At 66.1% G+C, this 17,944-nt stretch carries 13 protein-coding genes and 1 other RNA gene; 6 read left to right on the top strand and 8 right to left on the bottom strand.

The features are described 5' to 3' along the window. Positions 1 to 81: 81 nt before the first annotated feature. Positions 82 to 178, top strand: an RNA gene (gene ffs, locus CLU87_RS06470) — signal recognition particle sRNA small type. A gap of 81 nt (positions 179 to 259) precedes the next feature. Here ffs and CLU87_RS06465 read toward each other — a convergent pair. The 3 genes from CLU87_RS06465 to CLU87_RS06455 all read right to left on the bottom strand — a co-directional run bounded on the left by CLU87_RS06465 (position 260) and on the right by CLU87_RS06455 (position 7,806). Beyond that, complete coding sequence (locus tag CLU87_RS06465; protein ID WP_099729904.1) at positions 260 to 1,576, bottom strand: TIGR03862 family flavoprotein; 1,317 nt, start codon at positions 1,574 to 1,576, stop codon at positions 260 to 262. Positions 1,577 to 1,681: 105 nt separating this feature from the next. Continuing rightward, complete coding sequence (locus CLU87_RS06460; RefSeq protein ID WP_099729903.1) at positions 1,682 to 5,191, bottom strand: exodeoxyribonuclease V subunit beta; 3,510 nt, start codon at positions 5,189 to 5,191, stop codon at positions 1,682 to 1,684. Further along, positions 5,188 to 7,806 (bottom strand): PD-(D/E)XK nuclease family protein, encoded by a 2,619-nt coding sequence (locus tag CLU87_RS06455; RefSeq protein WP_099729902.1) that lies wholly within the window; start codon positions 7,804 to 7,806, stop codon positions 5,188 to 5,190. Before CLU87_RS06455 ends, CLU87_RS06460 begins: the two co-directional genes overlap by 4 nt. 110 nt (positions 7,807 to 7,916) lie before the next feature. Between CLU87_RS06455 and trxA the strand changes: the two genes are divergently transcribed. The 5 genes from trxA to CLU87_RS06430 all read left to right on the top strand — a co-directional run bounded on the left by trxA (position 7,917) and on the right by CLU87_RS06430 (position 13,313). Beyond that, positions 7,917 to 8,249, top strand: coding sequence for a thioredoxin TrxA (gene trxA, locus CLU87_RS06450; protein ID WP_008906761.1), 333 nt, complete (start codon positions 7,917 to 7,919; stop codon positions 8,247 to 8,249). A 277-nt stretch (positions 8,250 to 8,526) separates the two neighbouring features. Beyond that, positions 8,527 to 9,789, top strand: coding sequence for a transcription termination factor Rho (gene rho, locus CLU87_RS06445; RefSeq protein ID WP_056067265.1), 1,263 nt, complete (start codon positions 8,527 to 8,529; stop codon positions 9,787 to 9,789). A gap of 92 nt (positions 9,790 to 9,881) precedes the next feature. After that, on the top strand, positions 9,882 to 10,136 hold the full coding sequence (locus CLU87_RS06440) for a type B 50S ribosomal protein L31 (protein WP_015013594.1): 255 nt from the start codon (positions 9,882 to 9,884) through the stop codon (positions 10,134 to 10,136). A 109-nt stretch (positions 10,137 to 10,245) separates the two neighbouring features. Continuing rightward, a complete protein-coding gene (locus CLU87_RS06435) occupies positions 10,246 to 11,946 on the top strand; it encodes a hypothetical protein (protein ID WP_099729901.1) in 1,701 nt (566 codons plus the stop codon). Beyond that, on the top strand, positions 11,946 to 13,313 hold the full coding sequence (locus CLU87_RS06430; RefSeq protein ID WP_099729900.1) for an MATE family efflux transporter: 1,368 nt from the start codon (positions 11,946 to 11,948) through the stop codon (positions 13,311 to 13,313). Before CLU87_RS06435 ends, CLU87_RS06430 begins: the two co-directional genes overlap by 1 nt. Here the strand turns inward: CLU87_RS06430 and phoR are convergent. The 5 genes from phoR to pstA form a co-directional block, all read right to left on the bottom strand. Then, positions 13,267 to 14,610, bottom strand: a complete 1,344-nt coding sequence (gene phoR / locus CLU87_RS06425; RefSeq protein WP_099729899.1) for a phosphate regulon sensor histidine kinase PhoR — start codon at positions 14,608 to 14,610, stop codon at positions 13,267 to 13,269. The two genes, CLU87_RS06430 and phoR, sit on opposite strands and share 47 nt — an antisense overlap. Before the next feature lie 166 nt (positions 14,611 to 14,776). Further along, positions 14,777 to 15,484 (bottom strand): phosphate regulon transcriptional regulator PhoB, encoded by a 708-nt coding sequence (gene phoB, locus CLU87_RS06420; protein ID WP_015013590.1) that lies wholly within the window; start codon positions 15,482 to 15,484, stop codon positions 14,777 to 14,779. A gap of 21 nt (positions 15,485 to 15,505) precedes the next feature. Beyond that, a complete protein-coding gene (gene phoU / locus CLU87_RS06415; RefSeq protein WP_010457902.1) occupies positions 15,506 to 16,207 on the bottom strand; it encodes a phosphate signaling complex protein PhoU in 702 nt (233 codons plus the stop codon). 11 nt (positions 16,208 to 16,218) lie between these two features. Then, on the bottom strand, positions 16,219 to 17,001 hold the full coding sequence (gene pstB / locus CLU87_RS06410) for a phosphate ABC transporter ATP-binding protein PstB (protein ID WP_056067255.1): 783 nt from the start codon (positions 16,999 to 17,001) through the stop codon (positions 16,219 to 16,221). Between the two features lie 73 nt (positions 17,002 to 17,074). Continuing rightward, positions 17,075 to 17,929 (bottom strand): phosphate ABC transporter permease PstA, encoded by an 855-nt coding sequence (pstA, locus tag CLU87_RS06405; protein WP_056067253.1) that lies wholly within the window; start codon positions 17,927 to 17,929, stop codon positions 17,075 to 17,077. Positions 17,930 to 17,944 lie beyond the last annotated feature (15 nt).

Raw genomic sequence — 17,944 nt, 5'->3', positions numbered from 1 at the left:
GCCATGCGCCCCTGGCGCCACCAGGGCAAACAAAACAGCCACTGAAAAATCAGGGCCTCCATCCGACGTACAATCAGCGGTGACGGGCCTCCTCGCATGGTGAAGCGGCCAACCGGGTCAGGTGGGGAACCAAGCAGCCCTAACTGTGGAGTCAGTGCCGGGGGTAAGGCTCGTCAACTTCTTCTTTCTTTTTGCGCGGTCGCGCAAAAACTTCCCTCTCTCCAGTATTTCCTCAGCGCGCCGGGCGCCTCACGCCCACTCAAGCCCCTGCGGACTGCCCCAGCCAGCGCAGCGCCCCCTCGCCCGCTACACGGCCGCTGGCCATGCTGGCGGTCAGCAGATAGCCCCCGGTGGGCGCCTCCCAGTCCAGCATTTCTCCCGCGCAGAACACACCTGGTAACGCCGTCGCCATGAGGTGTGCGTCCATCGCTTCAAAGGCCACACCGCCCGCCGTGCTGATGGCCTCGTCCAGCGGGCGCGTGGCCACCACGGTGATGGGCAAGGCTTTGACGGCATGGGCCAGTGCCACGGGGTCGTTCATTCCGTCCTTGCCCAGGTGTTCGTACAGGATGCCCGCCTTGATGCCATCCAGGCCCAGGCGGCTCTTGAGGTGGCTGGAGAGCGACCGGGAACCGCGCGGGTGGCGCACTTCCACCAGCACGCGCTCAGGCGCATGGTCGGGCAGCAGGTCGAGGTGGAACGTGGCGTGGCCATGGGCCTCCACCTCGTCGCGCAGCAGGTGCGAGGCGGCATAGACCAGGCTGCCCTCCACCCCTGTGGCCGTGACCACAAACTCGCCCCGACGACTGAAGCTGTGGCCCCGGCTGTCGGTAAAGCTGAGCGCCACGGTCTTGAAGGGCTGGCCCACAAACTTCTCGGCAAAATGCGGCGTCCAGCCCACGGTGGGCGCAGGCGTGCGGCCCAGCAGCTCCTGCAGAAAGGCGCGGCGCGTCTCGCCCGCAGGTGCGTCTGCACGCAGCACATCAAAGCCGCAGTTGGACGGGCGCAGCGGAGCCACAACCACGCCGCGCTGCGCCAGCAGCGGCACCCAGGCACCATCAGACCCCAGGCGTGCCCAGCTGCCGCCGCCCAGCGCCAGCACCACCGCCTTGGCGGCCGCCCGCACCTCGCCTGCCGGTGCGGCAAAGCGCAGCACCCCCTCCTCGGCCCAGCCCAGCCAGCGGTGGCGCATGTGGAACAGAACCCCTTGCCCGCGCAGGCGCTGCAGCCAGGCGCGCAGCAGCGGCGCGGCCTTCATGTCGGTGGGGAACACGCGGCCCGAAGTGCCCACAAAGCTCTCCACCCCCAGCCCTTGCGCCCAAGCGCGCATCTCGGGGCCGCCAAAAGCCTGAATCAGAGGCTCAATCTGTGGTTCGCGCCCGGCATAGCGACTCACAAAAGGCGCGTGCGGCTCGGAATGCGTGAGGTTGAGCCCGCCCTTGCCCGCGAGCAGAAACTTGCGGCCCACCGAAGGCATGGCGTCAAACACGTGCACGGCCACCCCCGCCTGGGCCAACACCTCTGCGGCCATGAGACCCGCCGGACCACCGCCGACGACGGCCACGTCGCACTGCAAAGCCTCCGCAGAATGGGCAAGTGCAGGGGATGTATCGGAAGGAGGAAGGGGGTGGGACACGTAAGGGCCTTGCTGAATAAAGGAGCGCGTCGCGGGGGCGGCACGTCAGAACAGGGAGCCTTGCGGAGAATCCGCAGGGCCTGGCGCGGTGGGCGCGCGCTCTGGTTGTGCTGGAGCAACCGGCGCAATGGGGGCAACGGGCGGGCGAGTATGCCCCACCGCGGAGGCCTGGGCCGCCGATGCCCCTGCTGAGCCCGGCGCATCGCCCACCATTACCAACCGCCCATCGCCCGTGAGAAAGGCGGCATGCACCACCTCGCCCGGCATCAGGGCCTGTACGGCTTCGCGGTAACGCTGCAACTGGGCCACCAGTGCCTGCTGGCGCTGGGGTTGGGTGGCGCTTTTGTAATCCAGCACCCACCAGCCGGCCTCTGCATCGCCGGCGTGTGCCGCGCGGCGCTGCACCAAGCGGTCGATGCGCAGGCTCTGCCCCTGGTAGTGCAGCGGGGCTTCGTTGATGGCGGTCTGCACCAGGGCAGCGTCCCACGCCCAGGCCCCCTCGCCCGCCAGAATGGCCTGCGCCATGCGGGCAGCCAACGCGGCGGCAGCGGGGGCAATGTCGTGGTCCAGAGCCAGGCGGGCAATGCGCGCGGCAGCCCAACCCTGGACGCGCAAGTCGGCCAGTGGGGCACCAGCCACGCCGGCTTGCTCCAGCAGCTGGTGCATGGCATCGCCCTGCCGCGACAAGGGGGTGGATTCTCCGTCGCCCGGCATGGCCACAGGGCTGTCGCCCGGCAATCCTGCATCGGTTTGTACGCGCGCGCTTTGCAGCGCCTCGGGCAGCACGGGCAGGCAGGGAATGGTGAAGGTCTGCGCGGGCGCTACGGCCGCCACGGCATGTTCTGCGGGGGTCAACGCCTGCGTGTCCACTTCAGTGACCAAGGGAGCAAGCCGATTCCACCAACTGCCGGGGGCTGAGTTACCGGGCTGCACGGACGACAGGGCCAGGCAATGCTTGGCACGCGTCATGGCCACGTAGAGCATGTTCAGTTCCTCGCGGCTGCGGGCCTGCTGCTCGGCGGCGAGCGCATCCACTGCGCTGGGTGGCGGGTTCGATTCGCTGGCCAAAAAGACGAAGGCAGACGGCACCGCCTGCTCGCCAGGCCAGTCCACCAGCACGCCCATGGTCTCGGCCTTTTGTGGACGGGTGTCGGTATCGAGCAGCAGCACACAATCGGCCTCCAGCCCCTTGGCACCGTGCACCGTCAGCAAGCGGATGGCCTGCGCATCCGCCCGGCCTGGGGCGCGCACACCGCCCTTTTTCATGGCCCGCACAAAGGCATAGGGCGTGAGGTAGCGCCCCCCGTCGTGCTGCAGCGATGCCGCCAGCAGTGCGCGCAGATTGGCCTGCACCGACTGGCGCTGGGTGACCGGTGCTGCGGCAGCAAAGCGGGCCAGCACGTCACCGTGTTCGTAAATGGTGTGCAGCGCGTCGTGGGGCGGCAAAGTACCCACCCACGTCTGATATTGGGCCAAAACAGCTCCAAGCGCCTGATATTCATGCGCTAGCAGCTCACTTTTCAATAGCAAATCAAACCAGCTGCAGCCCGCGTGTTCCGGCTGGCGGCGCAACAACGCCAGCGCGACCAGCGCGTCGTCACCCAGGCCAAACAGGGGTGACTTGAGCGCGCGGGCCAAAGACAGGTCGTGTGTGGGCGACACCAGCGCGTCGAGCAGCGCCACCATGTCCTGCACCTCGGGCGCGTCAAACAGGTCGGCCTTTTCGGGCTGCACACAGGGCAGGTGCAGGGCGCGCAGGGCGTCTTGCATGCTGGCCAGGCGGTCGCGCTTGCGGGCCAGCACCAGCACCTCTTTGGGCGGCGTGCCGCTGGCGATCTGCGCGGCCACCCAGGCGGCGGCCTGGGTGCATTCGCGCATGCGCTGGGTTTCTTCGGCCTCGTGCCGGGGTTCGGTCAGGCTGTCGCGCCAGGCCAGGGCGTCGCGGGCTGCGCCTTGGCTGTCGTCGTCCGCATCGGTGATGGCGGGCAGGCGCAGCAACTGGCCAGGGTGTTTGGATTCGGTGGTGTGGTCACGAAAACCACTCGTTTCGTGCTGCGCCTGGGCCTCGCCCATCACGGCGTTGACGGCGCCGATGACGCCCCGCGCGTTGCGGCGTGTGTGGTCGCAGCTGAGCAGATCGCCGCCCAGCCCATCGCGCACAAAGGCCTGCGCGGCGATGAACACCTGCGGCTCAGCGCGGCGAAAGCGGTAGATGCTCTGCTTGGGGTCACCCACGATGAACACGCTGGGTGCGGCCGAGCCACCGCCCGAGCCCGCGTAGCCCGACAGCCACGCATGCAGCGCCTGCCACTGCAGCGGGTTGGTGTCCTGAAACTCATCGACCAGCAGGTGGCGAATGCGGGCATCGAGCCGCTCCTGCACCCAGCCCGACAGCACCGGGTCCGCCAGCATGACCAGGGCGGTGCGCTCCACATCGTTCATGTCCACCCAGCCGTGCTGCTGCTTGACGGCCACAAACTGCGCAATCAGGCAACGCGCCAGCCGGGCCATGCGCTGCTGGTGCTGCCAGGCCTCGTGCTGGAGGCGTGCGGTGAGCAGGCGCTGCAGCTCGGGCTCGGCTTCTTGCGCGGCGGGGAACTTCTCGAGGTTCTTGGACAGGCGGTCTTCCTTGGCCACGAACATCGCACGGCGCAATTGGTCCAGGCGCTGGTTCAGGTCGGCGCAGGCCAGCGCGTCGATGATGGCGTCGGCCGCCTTTTGGGGGGTCTTGTTGGCCTCTGCGCCCAGCGCGCTGGCGCGGCTGCGCCAGCGCTGAAGAGCAGCGTCGGTCTGCAAAGCATCGGCGGGCTCGGCCAACGCGGCCAGTTCGGGGTAGGCCTGCTGGAACGGCGGCACCGAGGCATCGACCACGCCCGCCTCGTCCGCCAGATCGAACTCCACCCGCTTGGCCAGCGCCGCTGCCAGGGCCTTGTGCGTTTGCGAGCGGCCATGGCGGGCCACCACGGCTTCGTAGTCGGCACGCAGGCTGGCGCTCTCAGCCACAGTCTGCAAGAACGGGGGCCACACCTCGCGCACCGCCTCGGCATCGTCTTCGAGCAGCTCAAAGTGCGCGGGCAGGCCTTGTTGTTGCAGCAGCGCCAGCGGCGCCGTGCCCAGCAGCGCGGCAAACCAGCTGTGGAAGGTGCGGATCTGCACCGGGCGGCCTGCAGTGAGCAGCTGGCGGTATAGATTTTGCAGCGCCTCGCGCTTGTCCAGTGCACCTTGGGGGCTGATTCCCCTTGCAACCAGCTCGGCCGTGAGTTCCTCCAGCGGCTTGTGGCTGAACTGCTCCAGCCACTCCTGCAAACGCTGGCGCATTTCACCGGCCGCCTTCTTGGTGAAGGTGATGGCCAGGATCTCGTGCGGCGCGCAGCCGTCGAGCAGCGCCCGCAGCATGCGCGAGACCAGCATCCAGGTCTTGCCCGCACCGGCGCAGGCCTCCACCGCCACGCTGCGAGCAGGGTCGCAGGCGATGGCGTAGAAGGCCTCGCGCGATACGGGGCGGCCGTTGTGTTCGTAAGCGGCCTGGGCGGGTGGGGAATGGCTCTCGGTCATGGCGTCTCCTGCGCGGGCAACGCCTGTTCAGCGTCCGCCCAGTAGTCTTTGCGGCACAGGCCGCGCACGGCGCAGAACTCGCACACCGATCCCTCGCCCAGCGCGGGCAGCGGCGCGCCGGCGGCGATGCGGGCCATGTCGTGCTGGATGCCTTCGATGAGCACATCGCGCAGGTGCACCACCTCGTCTTGTTCGTGCAGCTGTGTCTCGCCGCGCTCGCCTACATTGACATAAGCCGCTCGCAGGGTGTCGTGGCTCAACAAGGCTGCGTAAAAAGCAAGTTGGGTGTCCTCCGCACCGGACTTGATGCGCTGGCGGGTCACGCTGTCGCTTTCGGTCTTGTAGTCAATCACCAGTACCGCAGGCTCGCCGGTGGACGAGACCCCATCGATGCGGTCGATGGTGCCGATGAGTTCCAGATCGCCCAGCGGCTGACGGGCCTTGAACTCGGCCTGGCGGAAGGTGGCGCCCTGTTGCTCATGCCCTGCCAGCCATTGCAGGTAGCCGTCGCGCAGTTGCGTCCAGCCCGCGGCAAAGGGCAGAAAGTCGCCGTCCCGCAAACGCTGCTCGCGGGTGACGGCCTCGGCGGCGGCGTCCATGCGCACGCGGCGCTCATCCAGACCATCGGTCGGCTCCGCCAGCAAGGCTTCATGAAAATGCTGCAGTACCGCGTGCAGCCAGGTGCCAAAGTCCCGCTTGTCCACTTCGGCATCCAGCTCGTCGGCCTCGCGCAGGCCCAGTTGGCGCTGGGCAAAGAAGCGGTAAGGACAGTGGCGCAAATCGGAATACGCCGTGGATGACAGGTGGGTCACCGGCAGCGCCTGGCCCACGGGCAAGGGGCGTAGCGTGGGAGTGGCGACCACCTCGCGCGCACCGCGCTCATCGGCTCCCGGCAGGGCGGCACCATGCAGCTGCAGGGCGAGCACCAGCGCGCTGGCCAGCAGGGGCTCACCGCCTTCGTCACCGGTGCGCCACAGCACATCCACCACCGGCGTGCGCAGGGCATGGGCCCAGGCGGCACGCTGGGCAGCCTCCAGCGACTGGCGCGTAGGCAGGCCCCATGCCTCGCGCTGGGCCTGTGTCCAGTCGCCAGCGGGTTCGGGAGCAGGTTGCAGGCGCTTTTCGTCGCAACCCGGCAACACGGCGGCGGCGAAAGGGCGGCCCAGCAGTTGCGGCATAGGCACCACCACCACGGGGGCACCAGCCGCCTGCGCGGCCACATAGCGCCCGGCCTCCAGCACGTCTTTGGCCCAACGGGTGAATTCGGCCAGTGTCATGCGGCGGCCCGCACTGTCGCCCCAGCCGTCCAGCTCTGACTGCTGACCGTCCTGCAGGCGCAGAGCGGCCAGCACCCGCATGCCAGCAGGGTCGGCCTGGAGACCCTGCCATTGGCCGGCCTGCTCCAGCACCGTGCGCAAAGCGGGTAGCCACTGCGCCAGCGGCCGTGCAGCGCGCAGGGTGCTGCGCCATGCTTCTACGGTGGCCACGGTGCGGGCCAAGTGGGGCTGCGCACCCACGTCGCCCATCAAACCCAGCTGGGCGGCGGCGCTCCAGTGCTGCACCACACCTTTGCGCAGCCATTGCTCCAGGCGATTGACCTCGCCAGGCATCAGCGCTGGGGTGTGTTTGACCCAGTCCAGCACCTCGTTGGAAGAGGCATTCCACGCAGCGGCCTGCAGCACGGCCATGACCCGTGAAGCGGCGCGCGTGGTGGACAGAATCCAGCCGCTTTCGTCGCGCACCAATACGCCACTGCTGTCCAGGTGGGCCAGGACACGGCGGATCAGTGCGCGGTCAGTGGCCGCGAGGGCCACGGGCACCCGACCCTGCTCGACATGACGCAGCACACAGGCCGCAGCACGGTGGGCCTCGTCTTCGGCGTCCGTTGCGGCGTGCAGGGCCCACTGCGATGTTGAACCCGCATCACCGACCAACGCGGGGAGCGCAATGCACACACCTTGCTCACCCCAATGCGCCTGCAGGGCCCGGGTCAGTGTGTCAGACTGAAATCCCTCCAGCACCACCAGCGCATCCACCGCCCCGCGAACGCCGGGCTCAAACAGCACATCGGTCGCGTAGCGCGATGCCAGTGCCCATTCCAGCGCCAAGCGAGCCACCAAGGCCTCGTAATGCAGGGCGGTACCTTCTTCCGGCGTGGCCAGCAGCTTCCGTGCCTCGTCACCCCAGGCAGCGCGTAGGGCTGGGGGCACGGCAGCAATCACCGGGGCCAATTGGGCTGCAGCCTCCTGCAGTGGCGTGGCCAGCACCTCGCGCTGCCCGCCCTGCCCCACACGGTCGAGCAAGGTGCGGGCCATGAGCGTGTCGCGCGCAACGTCGCCCGCCAGGTCGTCGCCCGTGGGCTCGAAAGCTTGCAGCTGGCGAGCCCAGTTGCGAGTGGTTTCAAAACGTGGTGCAAAGCTCTGCGGGAACTGCTGAACCCAATGGCGCTGCGCCCAGGGCATGAGCTGGGCGTAGGGCACCAGCACCACCGTACGCGCCAAATGGGCACCATGGGCTTGGGCATGCGCGGCCACCCGGGCCAGTGCGCGTTGCCACAGGGCGGTGCTTGCGGCCGCAAATCCACTGGTTTGATCGCTTTTCGCTATGACTGTCATAGCGTCGCAAGACCCGGCCACACCGGTGAACGTGGGATTGGTTTCTGTCACAATGCCCAGACTTTAAACGTACACCGGTCGCAACCCGCCCAAAATCAAGGAATTCCGCCATGGCCAGCGAACTCATCAAACATGTCTCCGACGCCAGCTTTGAAGCCGACGTGCTCCAACCGGGCTCCGCCGTGCTGGTGGACTACTGGGCTGAGTGGTGCGGCCCCTGCAAGATGATTGCTCCCATCCTGGACGAAGTCGCAGGCACCTACCAAGGCAAGCTGCAGATCGCCAAGATGAACGTGGACGAGAACCGCGAAATCCCCGCCAAGTTCGGCATCCGCGGCATCCCCACCCTGATGCTGTTCAAGGATGGCCAACTGGCAGCCACCAAGGTCGGCGCGATGAGCAAGGCCCAGTTGACCGCCTTCATCGACCAACAACTGGCCTGACCCACTGCCCCAAGCCCCCTCGGTACGACTGCCGATGGGGCTTTTTTGTTAAGCGATAGACCTGCGGGGAAACAACAGGCTGGCAGTTGCGCAACCTCACACCTTGCGCCCCTGAGGCCCCCGCATTTTTTCCTGTCATAATTCCCACAGATCACCGGGCTGCATGCATTGGCAGCCGGACCAAGATCCCTGGCGAGCCGGACCTGCAAACAGCAGCCCATTCGGCATCAGCCCACCTCCCCCAAGATTCATACCAGCTCCGCCAAGGAGTCAATCCATGCACTTAAACGAACTCAAGGCACTGCACGTGTCTGAAGTCCTGAAGCAGGCCGAAGAACTCGAAATCGAAAACACGGGCCGCATGCGCAAGCAGGAGTTGATGTTTGCCATCATCAAGAAGCGCGCCAAGGCGGGTGAGCAGGTGTTTGCAGACGGCGTGCTGGAAATCCTGCCTGATGGCTTCGGCTTTCTGCGCAGCCCGGACACCAGCTTCACCGCCAGTACGGACGATATTTACATCAGCCCCAGCCAGGTGCGTCGCTTCAACCTGCACACCGGCGACATGATCGAAGGCGAAGTGCGCACGCCCAAGGACGGCGAGCGCTACTTTGCACTGACCAAGCTCGACAAGGTCAACGACGGCCCACCAGAGCAGAACAAGCACAAGGTGATGTTCGAGAACCTGACGCCCCTGTTCCCCAAGGAGCAGATGCGACTGGAGCGCGACGTCAAAAGCGAAGAGAACATCACCGGCCGCATCATCGACATCATCGCGCCCATTGGCCGCGGCCAGCGTGCGCTAATCGTGGCACCGCCCAAGAGCGGCAAGACGGTGATGATGCAGCACATCGCCCACGCCATTACGGCCAACAACCCCGACGTGCACCTGATGGTGCTGCTGGTGGACGAGCGCCCTGAAGAAGTGACCGAAATGCAGCGCACGGTCAAGGGCGAGATCATCGCCTCCACCTTCGACGAGCCCGCCGCCCGCCACGTGCACGTGGCCGAGATGGTGATCGAGCGCGCCAAGCGTCTGGTCGAGCTCAAGAAGGACGTGGTGATCCTGCTGGACTCCATCACCCGTCTGGCCCGCGCCTACAACAACGTGGTGCCGTCGAGCGGCAAGGTGCTGTCCGGTGGTGTGGATGCCGCCGCACTCCAGCGCCCCAAGCGCTTCTTTGGCGCCGCGCGCAAGGTCGAGGAAGGTGGCTCGCTCACCATCATCGCCACGGCGCTGGTCGATACCGGCAGCCGCATGGATGAAGTGATCTTTGAAGAATTCAAGGGCACGGGCAACTGCGAAATCCACCTGAACCGCCGCCTGTACGAAAAGCGCGTGTTCCCTGCCATCGAGCTCAACAAGAGCGGCACCCGCCGCGAAGAACTGCTTCTGGCCCCCGAGATCCTGCAAAAGACCCGCATCCTTCGCCAGTTCATGTACAACATGGACGAAATCGAGTCCATGGAGCTCATGATCAAGAACATGAAGGCCACCAAGACCAATGTGGACTTCTTCGACATGATGCGTCGCGGGGGCTAATTCTCAGCCTGTGCAATAATAGAGGGCTTTTTCTTGCGGAAAGTACATCGGACTGGCCGGTGCGGCTCCCGCAGTTGACTCAAAGGAAGATCATGAAAGAAGGCATTCACCCCAACTACCGCGAAGTTCTGTTCGTGGACCTGTCCAACGGTTTCAAGTTCGTGACCCGCTCGTGCGTGAACACCAAGGAAACCGAAACCCACGAAGGCAAGGAATACCCGCTGTTCAAGCTGGATACCTCTTCTGAATCGCACCCCTTCTACACCGGCACGCAAAAGTCCGTGGACAACATGGGTGGCCGCGTGGAGCGCTTCCGCAACCGTTTCGGCAAGACCGCAGCGAAGTAATTCGCCCCTGCGATCCCGCCAAAAAGGCAGCCCGGGCAACCGGGCTGCCTTTTTTCATGGGTTTTGCCTTTATTCTCGGTGGCTCCTTTGCCCAGCCGCCCACTGCCGCGTGACTCCACCCACCCCCGCCATCGTTACCCAGAACGCCGTCAGCCCACTGCCCCGCTGGGCGCTGCTGCTGCTGTGCATTGCCTACGTAGTGCCCGGCTTTGTGGGCCGGGATCCGTGGAAGAACGCAGACGTCACCGCTTTTGGCTACATGCTGGAGCTCGCCCAGGGACGCACTCCCTGGCTCAGTCCGCTGCTCGGTGGCATGCCCCCCGAAACCGAAGGGCTGCTGCCCTACTGGCTGGGGGCCTGGGCTGTGCAGATGGCACCGGCCTGGCTGTCGCCGGAGATGGCGGCCCGCATACCGTTCATCGCGCTCCTGGTCATCACCCTGATGGCCACTTGGTATGGCGTGTACTACCTGGCCCGCAGCCCAGGCGCCCAACCGGTCGCATTTGCCTTTGGGGGTGAGGCCTCTCCCCTCGACTATGCGCGCGCGATTGCCGATGGCGCCTTGCTGGCGCTGATCGCCTGCCTGGGCCTGGCGCAGCTCTCGCATGAGGTCACGAGCTATCTGGCTCAGCTTGGCTGCACCGCTTTGCTGTTTTTTGCGGTGGCCGCCATGCCCCACCGTACCGTGGCGCCCGCCGTGGCCCTGGTACTGGGCATGGCCGGGCTCACGCTGTCCGGAGCCCCCGCCCTTACGGCCTTATTGGGCATGGGTGGCGCGTTGCTGGCACTGTTTGCGCCCGCTGGCAACACCGACCGCCGCTGGCGCTGGGCCGCCGTGCTGGCGGCAGCCACACTGGCGGCTGCTGCCCTGGCCCAGGGTCTGGACCTTTGGCGCTGGCGTGTTGTGGGGTTCGATGGTGGTGGCAAGGACTGGCTGAGTCTGGCGCGCCTGCTGCTGTGGTTTGGCTGGCCGGCCTGGCCACTGGCACTGTGGACCTTGTGGCGCTGGCGCCAGCAGATCTTCAGCCGCCCTGGCCAACGGCACCTGCTGCTGCCCCTGTGGTTCACTCTGGTGTCGATTGGCGCCACCATCACCACCCAGCCGGCCGACCGGGCATTGCTGCTGGGCCTGCCCGCCCTGGCTGCGCTGGCAGCCTTTGCCCTGCCTACGCTGCGCCGCAGCGTGGGGGCCTTGATCGACTGGTTCACGCTGCTGTTCTTCACCGCATCGGCCCTCGCGATCTGGGTGATCTGGATTGCCATGCAGACCGGGGTGCCTGCCAAACCTGCCGCCAACGTGGCCAAGCTGGCGCCCGGGTTCGTGCCGCAGTTTTCTGCACTGGCTTTGCTGGTGGCCGTGGCGGCCACCGTGGGTTGGTGTGGTCTGGCGTGGTGGCGCGCATCCCGCAACCGGGCCCCCATCTGGAAGAGCCTGGTGCTGCCCGCAGGTGGTGCTGCCCTGGGCTGGCTTTTGCTGATGACCCTCTGGCTGCCCCTGCTGGACTACGCACGCAGCTATGGTCCGCAGGTGCGCAGTGTGGTGGCAGCCCTGGGGCCGGAGCCCGGGTGCATTCAGACCGTCGGGCTGAACCGCGCTCAGGTGGCGGCTCTGCAGTTCCATGGACAGCTGTCGCTGCAGCGCGCGGGCCTGCAGGATGAATGCCAGTGGCTGCTGGTGGACAGCGCCTCCTGGCCCGCGTCCGAGCGCATGGTCCGCGCTGAGCTGTGGGAAGCCCGGGCCACCCTGCCCCGCCCCACCGACAAGAACGAGAACCTGCTGCTGTTCCGCCGTGCGGCCCCGGCCCGCTGATGTCGGAGCTGTCCACCATCACCCGGCACGCCGTGACCGTGCTGGCGGGGCAATTGGCGGTCATGGCCTTCGGGGTGACGGACACCATCGTGGCGGGGCGCTACAGCGAATCGTCGCTGGCCGCGCTGTCCGTGGGGTCGGCCATCTTCATCAGTGTGTACGTCGCACTGATCGGCGTGCTGCAGGCACTCCTCCCCGTGTGGGCCGAACAGCGCGGCGCGCAACAGCCTGAGGCCGTAGGCCGATCACTGCGACAGGCCTTGTACCTGTGCGCTGCTGCTTCAGTGGTGGGCATGGCGGTGCTGCTATCGCCAGGCGCGCTGCTGCGCTGGACGGAGGTCCCCCCTGCGCTTCGCCCGCAGGTAGAAAACTACCTGGCTGTGCTGGCACTGGCACTCCCGCCCGCCCTGCTGTTTCGCATCTACAGCACCCTCAACCAGGCCCTGGGCCATCCGCGTCTGGTCACCTGGCTACAGGTGGGCTCGCTGTTGATCAAGCTGCCGCTGTCGGTGTGGTTCACCTTTGGCGGCGGGGGCCTGCCTGCACAGGGGGTGGTGGGCTGCGCCTGGGCAACGCTGGTCGTCAACTGCAGCATGCTGGCGCTGGCTGTGTGGCTGCTGCGCACGCAGGACATCTATGCCCCCCTGGGGCTGTGGCGCCGCATGGAGCCCCCGCACTGGCCCACCATTGCAGGCTTTGCCAGACTCGGGATTCCGGCAGGCTTGGCCGTGATGGTGGAGGTGACCTCCTTCACCCTGATGGCCTTGTTCATCGCGCGCCAGGGCACCACCTCGGCCGCCGCCCACCAGATCGCCGCCAACATGGCTGCCGTGCTCTACATGGTGCCGCTGTCGCTGTCCATCGCCACCAGCGCACGGGTGAGCTACTGGCTGGGCGCGCAGCAGCCCCAGCGAGCCCGTCAGGTGGTTTTGATGGGTTTTTCGCTCGCTGCGCTAGTGGGTATTGCCTTGGCAGCTATATTATTGATAGCAAGACACTCGATCAGCCAGATCTACACCGACAACGCCAGCGTGGCAGCCGTGGCCGGCACGGTGCTGGTCTGGGTGGCGGCGTACCACGCTGCCGATGCGGTGCAGACGCTGTGCGTGTTTGTGCTGCGCTGCTACCGCATCACGCTGGCGCCACTGGTGGTGTACTGCGCGCTGCTGTGGGGGGCTGGCCTGGCGGGCGGCTACTGGCTGGCTTATGGGGGCAGCGGGCCTTGGTCGGGTGTTGCTTCGCCCACTCCCTTCTGGGCGGCCAGCGCGGCGGCGCTCGCAGTCACCGCACTGCTGTTCGTCGCCATGCTCTGGCGAGCCATCAACCCGGCAAGGAAAAACCCCGCAAACGGTTGGCCGGGAAAGTGACCGAAAACACCGAGCCCTTGCCCAGCGTGCTCGCGATGTCCAGCGTGGCGCCATGGCGCTGCAGCACATGCTTGACGATGGCCAGGCCCAGGCCGGTGCCCCCGGTCTCGCGCGAACGGCTGCGGTCCACCCGGTAAAAGCGCTCTGTCAGGCGCGGGATGTGCTCGGGCGCAATGCCGGGACCGGTGTCATGCACGGAGAACACGGCACTGCCATCCTCCTTGCGCAGCCACTGCACCTCGATGGAACCACCGCCGGGTGTGTAGCGCACCGCGTTGTTGACGAGGTTGGACAAGGCGCTTTGGAGTTCGGCAGGCACACCCGCAATCTCGCCTTCGGCCCGCAGCAGATCGGCCGCCGGAAAGCGCATCGTATGGGGACGCTGCTGGTTCTGTGTGAGCAGCGCCGACAGGGCGCGGCCCTCTTCCTCGCAGCGCTGCATCAGTGACTGAACAGGTGTCCATTCGGCCATGCCGGGCAGCGGGCTGCCCTCCAGCCGCGACAGCGTGAGCAGGTCCTGCACCACACTTTGCATGCGCTGCGCCTGCTGCGCCATCATGCCCAGGTAGCGCGAGCGCTCGTCGGCGCTCAGCGGCAAGGTCTGCAAGGTTTCGACAAAACCGGTGAGCACCGTGAGGGGTGTGCGGATCTCGTGCGACACATTGGCCACAAAGTCTCTCCGCATCGCGTCGGCCTGCTCCAGCGCCGTCACGTCGCGTGACAGCAGCAGCGTGCGGCCATCACCATAGGGGTGCAGGTGCACCGAGATGCGTACGGGCCGCGACGGCGTGCTCAGGCGCCCCTCCAGGACCACATCGCTGGTGAAGTCCTTGGCAGCAAAGTAAGCCGTGAATTCAGGGTTGCGCAGCAGATTGCCAATGGACTGCATGACGTCGCGCTGCGCGTCAAAGCCAAACTGGTTGGCTGCCATCTGGTTGCACCATTCGATGCGGCCCTGCGCATCCAGAAGCACCACGCCGTTGGGGGAGGCCTGCAGGGCGGCCAGTATCTCCTGCAAACGGTCCTGGCTGTCGCGTATCTGCGCCTCCTGCTTGCGCAGCAGACGCCGCGCACGGTCCGCCGCCTCGCCCCAGATGCCACGCATGGAGGGCACCGATGCCAGATCGCCAGTGCGCAGCCAGCGCAACACCCGCACGCCCCGCAGCAGGTCCCACACGAACCACGCCCAGGCAGCAATGGCGGCCCCCAGTGCGGCGCCCCAGGGCCCGCCTTGCCACCACCCCAGGCCACCACCCGCCAACTGCCACAGCAGGAAAAACGAAATACGCCACAGCATGCGGATTGCTAAGCCTTCTCAGAAACACCAGGGGCGCGACACGCGCGCCCATTGATCCATCACATCCATCCATCGCCACCACCGATGCACGCCGACCGCAGTGGCCCGCTGCACACCAGCCATCGAGCGCGTCGCATCACTCACAGGCGGCAGCCCGCCTGCCCCATCAGGCCGACAGCGGCACCTGGGGTTGTGCAGTGAGCCGGTAGCCCGCGCCGCGCACCGTTTCCACCATCACGGACGCTGCACCCAGGGCCTCGCGCAGGCGCTTGACATGCACGTCCACCGTGCGCTCCTCGATGAAGACATGGTCGCCCCACACCTTGTCGAGCAGCTGTGAGCGGCTGTGCACACGCTCGGCGTGCTTCATCAAAAAATGCAGCAACTTGAACTCCGTGGGCCCGACCTTCAGGGGCTGACCCTGGAAGGTGACCCGGTAGGTCGCAGCATCCAGCACCAGCTCGCCAATGCTCACGCTGTCGCTCACCTGCTCGGGTGCGCGGCGGCGCAGCACCGCACGGATGCGGGCCAGCAGCTCCTGCGTGGAAAAGGGCTTGGTGATGTAGTCGTCGGCACCGGCGTCCAGCCCGGCCACCTTGTCCGGCTCATCCCCACGCGCGGTGAGCATGAGGATGGGGATGGGCTTGGTGCGGCTGTCTGCACGCCACTTGCGTGCCAGCGACAGACCGCTCTGCCCTGGCAGCATCCAGTCCAGCAGGATCACATCGGGCAGCACGGCATCCAGCTCGCGCTGCGCGCTGTCGCCGTCTTCCGCCCAGAAGGGCTGGAAACCGTTGTGGCGCAGGTTGACTGCAATCAGTTCGGCAATCGCGGGTTCGTCCTCCACGATGAGGACACGGGGAAGCTTTCTCATGGTGATTTCGGCGCCCCGTACTTAGAGCACTGCCGACTCGATCTCGTCGAGGGCTGTGTGGCGCACGTCCTTGCCCTTGACCAGATAGATGATGAGCTCGGCCACGTTCTTGGAATGGTCGCCAATGCGCTCGATGGCCTTGGCGAGGAACAGCAAGTCCAGGCTGGGCGAGATGGTGCGGGGGTCTTCCATCATGTAGGTGATGAGCTTGCGCACGAAGCCGTCGAACTCCTTGTCGATGAGGTCGTCCTCCTTGAGGATGGCGACCGCCGCCTTCACGTCCAGCCGTGCAAACGCATCCAGCGTCTTGCGCAGCTGGCCCGAGGCCAGCTCGGCCGCCACCCGCAGGTCGCTCGATGGCAACGAGCGCGGGGCGCCGCCTTCGATGATGGAGCGCACCATGCGCGCCATCTTGTTGGCTTCGTCGCCCATGCGCTCCAGATTGGCCGTGGCCTTGGAGAAGGCCAGCAGCAGGCGCAGGTCGCGCGCGGTGGGCTGGCGGCGGGCGATGATGGAGGACAGCTCCTGGTCGATCTCGACCTCCATCGCATTGATGCGGGTCTCCATCGAAGCCACCGTTTCCACGGCCTCCAGGCTGAATTGCGACAGCGCGTACACCGCCTGGCGAATCTGCGACTCCACCAAGCCGCCCATTTCCATGACGCGGGCAGAGACGCTGTTGAGTTCGCTGTCGAACTGGGACGAAAGATGTTTATCGGGCATCTGCTGTCTCCTTAGCCGAAACGGCCGGTGATGTAGTCTTCGGTTTCTTTGCGCTCGGGCTTGAAGAAGATCTGCTCGGTCGCACCGAACTCGATCATCTCGCCCAGGTACATGTAGGCGGTGAAGTCGCTGCAGCGGGCGGCCTGCTGCATGTTGTGGGTCACGATCGCAATGGTGTAGTCGTGCTTGAGCTCGTCGATCAACTCTTCGATCTTGGCGGTGGACAAAGGGTCCAGCGCCGAGGTGGGCTCGTCGAGCAACAGCACCGAAGGCTTCACCGCCACGCTGCGCGCAATGCACAGGCGCTGCTGCTGGCCGCCGGAGAGCGACAGGCCGCTCTGGTGCAGCTTGTCCTTCACCTCAGTCCAAAGAGCGGCTTTGGACAGTGCCCACTCCACGCGGTCGTCCATCTCGCTCTTGCTCAGCGTCTCGTAAAGCTTCACGCCAAACGCGATGTTGTCGTAGATGGACATGGGGAACGGCGTGGGCTTCTGGAACACCATGCCGATGCGGGCGCGCAGCAGGTTGATGTCTTGCTTGGGGTCCAGGATGTCCTGGCCGTAGAAGCTGATGGAGCCCTCGGCGCGCTGGCCGGGATACAGGCTGTACATGCGGTTGAGCGTGCGCAGCAGCGTGGACTTGCCACAGCCCGAGGGGCCGATGAAGGCAGTGACCTTGTGCTCGGCGATGTCCAGGCTCACGTTGCGCAGGCCCTGGAACTTGCCGTAGAAAAAACTCAGGTTACGCAGCTCCAGCGCGTTCTTGCTGGCAGTGGCGGTAGCAGTGGCGTTCATTGTCAATTCCTGAAAATGGAGGCAGTCTTGTCGATGGCGTTGGCGTTGGCGTTGGCCGGATCAGCAAAGGGAATCACACGCGATTCTTTTCGCGCAGGAACACCCGCGCCACGACGTTTAGGATCAGCACCGACAGCGTGATGAGCAGCGCACCGCCCCAGGCCAGGCGAACCCAGTTCTCGTACGGGCTCAGCGCAAACTGGAAGATCACGACCGGCAGGTTGGCCATGGGCGCATTCATGTTGGTGCTGAAGAACTGGTTGTTGAGCGCAGTGAACAGCAAGGGCGCGGTCTCGCCACTGATGCGGGCCACAGCCAGCAGCAAGCCGGTCATCACGCCGCTGCGAGCAGCGCGCAGGGTGACCATGGTCGAGACCTTCCAGCGCGGCGCACCCAGGGCAAAGGCCGCTTCGCGCAGGCTGCCGGGCACCAGGCGCAGCATGTTCTCGGTGGTGCGCACCACCACCGGCACGGCGATGAGCGAGAGCGCCAGGCTGCCCGCCCAGCCCGAGAAGTTGCCCACGGTAGCGACCGCAATGGCATATACGAACAGGCCCAGCACGATGGAAGGGGCCGACAGCATGATGTCCGTCACAAAGCGGGTCAGTTCGGCGGTCTTGCTCTGGTCCCCGTATTCGGCCAGGTACACCCCCGCCAGCACGCCGATGGGCGTGGACACCAGCACGGTGAAGCCCACCATCAGCAGGCTGCCCACGATGGCGTTGGCCAGGCCACCGCCGTCGGAGCCGGGCGCTGGGGTGGACTGAGTGAACATGTTCCAGTCCAAAGCGGCAAAACCGTTGGACAGGAGCACGCTCAGGATCCAGAGCAGCACGAACAGGCCCAGTGCCATGGCGCCCAGTGACAGGGTCAGGCCAATGGCGTTGGAGCGCTGGCGCTTTTTGTAGAGTTGTTGATTGAATTCCATGGAGCTCGTCTCTGA

This window comes from Acidovorax sp. 59 (genome assembly GCF_002754175.1).
Taxonomy (GTDB): Bacteria; Pseudomonadota; Gammaproteobacteria; order Burkholderiales; family Burkholderiaceae_C; genus Acidovorax; species Acidovorax delafieldii.
Note: the sequence above shows the minus strand (reverse complement) of the source record. Positions and strands in the feature narration are given on the sequence as shown.

Excerpts from the sequence above, each read along its gene's own strand:
- phoR (WP_099729899.1), bottom strand. The coding sequence starts at position 14,610 with ATGCTGTGGCGTATTTCGTTTTTCCTGCTGTGGCAGTTGGCGGGTGGT.
- phoU (WP_010457902.1), bottom strand. The coding sequence starts at position 16,207 with ATGCCCGATAAACATCTTTCGTCCCAGTTCGACAGCGAACTCAACAGC.
- CLU87_RS06440 (WP_015013594.1), top strand. The coding sequence starts at position 9,882 with ATGAAAGAAGGCATTCACCCCAACTACCGCGAAGTTCTGTTCGTGGAC.
- pstB (WP_056067255.1), bottom strand. The coding sequence starts at position 17,001 with ATGAACGCCACTGCTACCGCCACTGCCAGCAAGAACGCGCTGGAGCTG.
- CLU87_RS06455 (WP_099729902.1), bottom strand. The coding sequence starts at position 7,806 with ATGACAGTCATAGCGAAAAGCGATCAAACCAGTGGATTTGCGGCCGCA.
- rho (WP_056067265.1), top strand. The coding sequence starts at position 8,527 with ATGCACTTAAACGAACTCAAGGCACTGCACGTGTCTGAAGTCCTGAAG.
- CLU87_RS06460 (WP_099729903.1), bottom strand. The coding sequence starts at position 5,191 with ATGACCGAGAGCCATTCCCCACCCGCCCAGGCCGCTTACGAACACAAC.
- phoB (WP_015013590.1), bottom strand. The coding sequence starts at position 15,484 with ATGAGAAAGCTTCCCCGTGTCCTCATCGTGGAGGACGAACCCGCGATT.
- trxA (WP_008906761.1), top strand. The coding sequence starts at position 7,917 with ATGGCCAGCGAACTCATCAAACATGTCTCCGACGCCAGCTTTGAAGCC.
- pstA (WP_056067253.1), bottom strand. The coding sequence starts at position 17,929 with ATGGAATTCAATCAACAACTCTACAAAAAGCGCCAGCGCTCCAACGCC.
- CLU87_RS06430 (WP_099729900.1), top strand. The coding sequence starts at position 11,946 with ATGTCGGAGCTGTCCACCATCACCCGGCACGCCGTGACCGTGCTGGCG.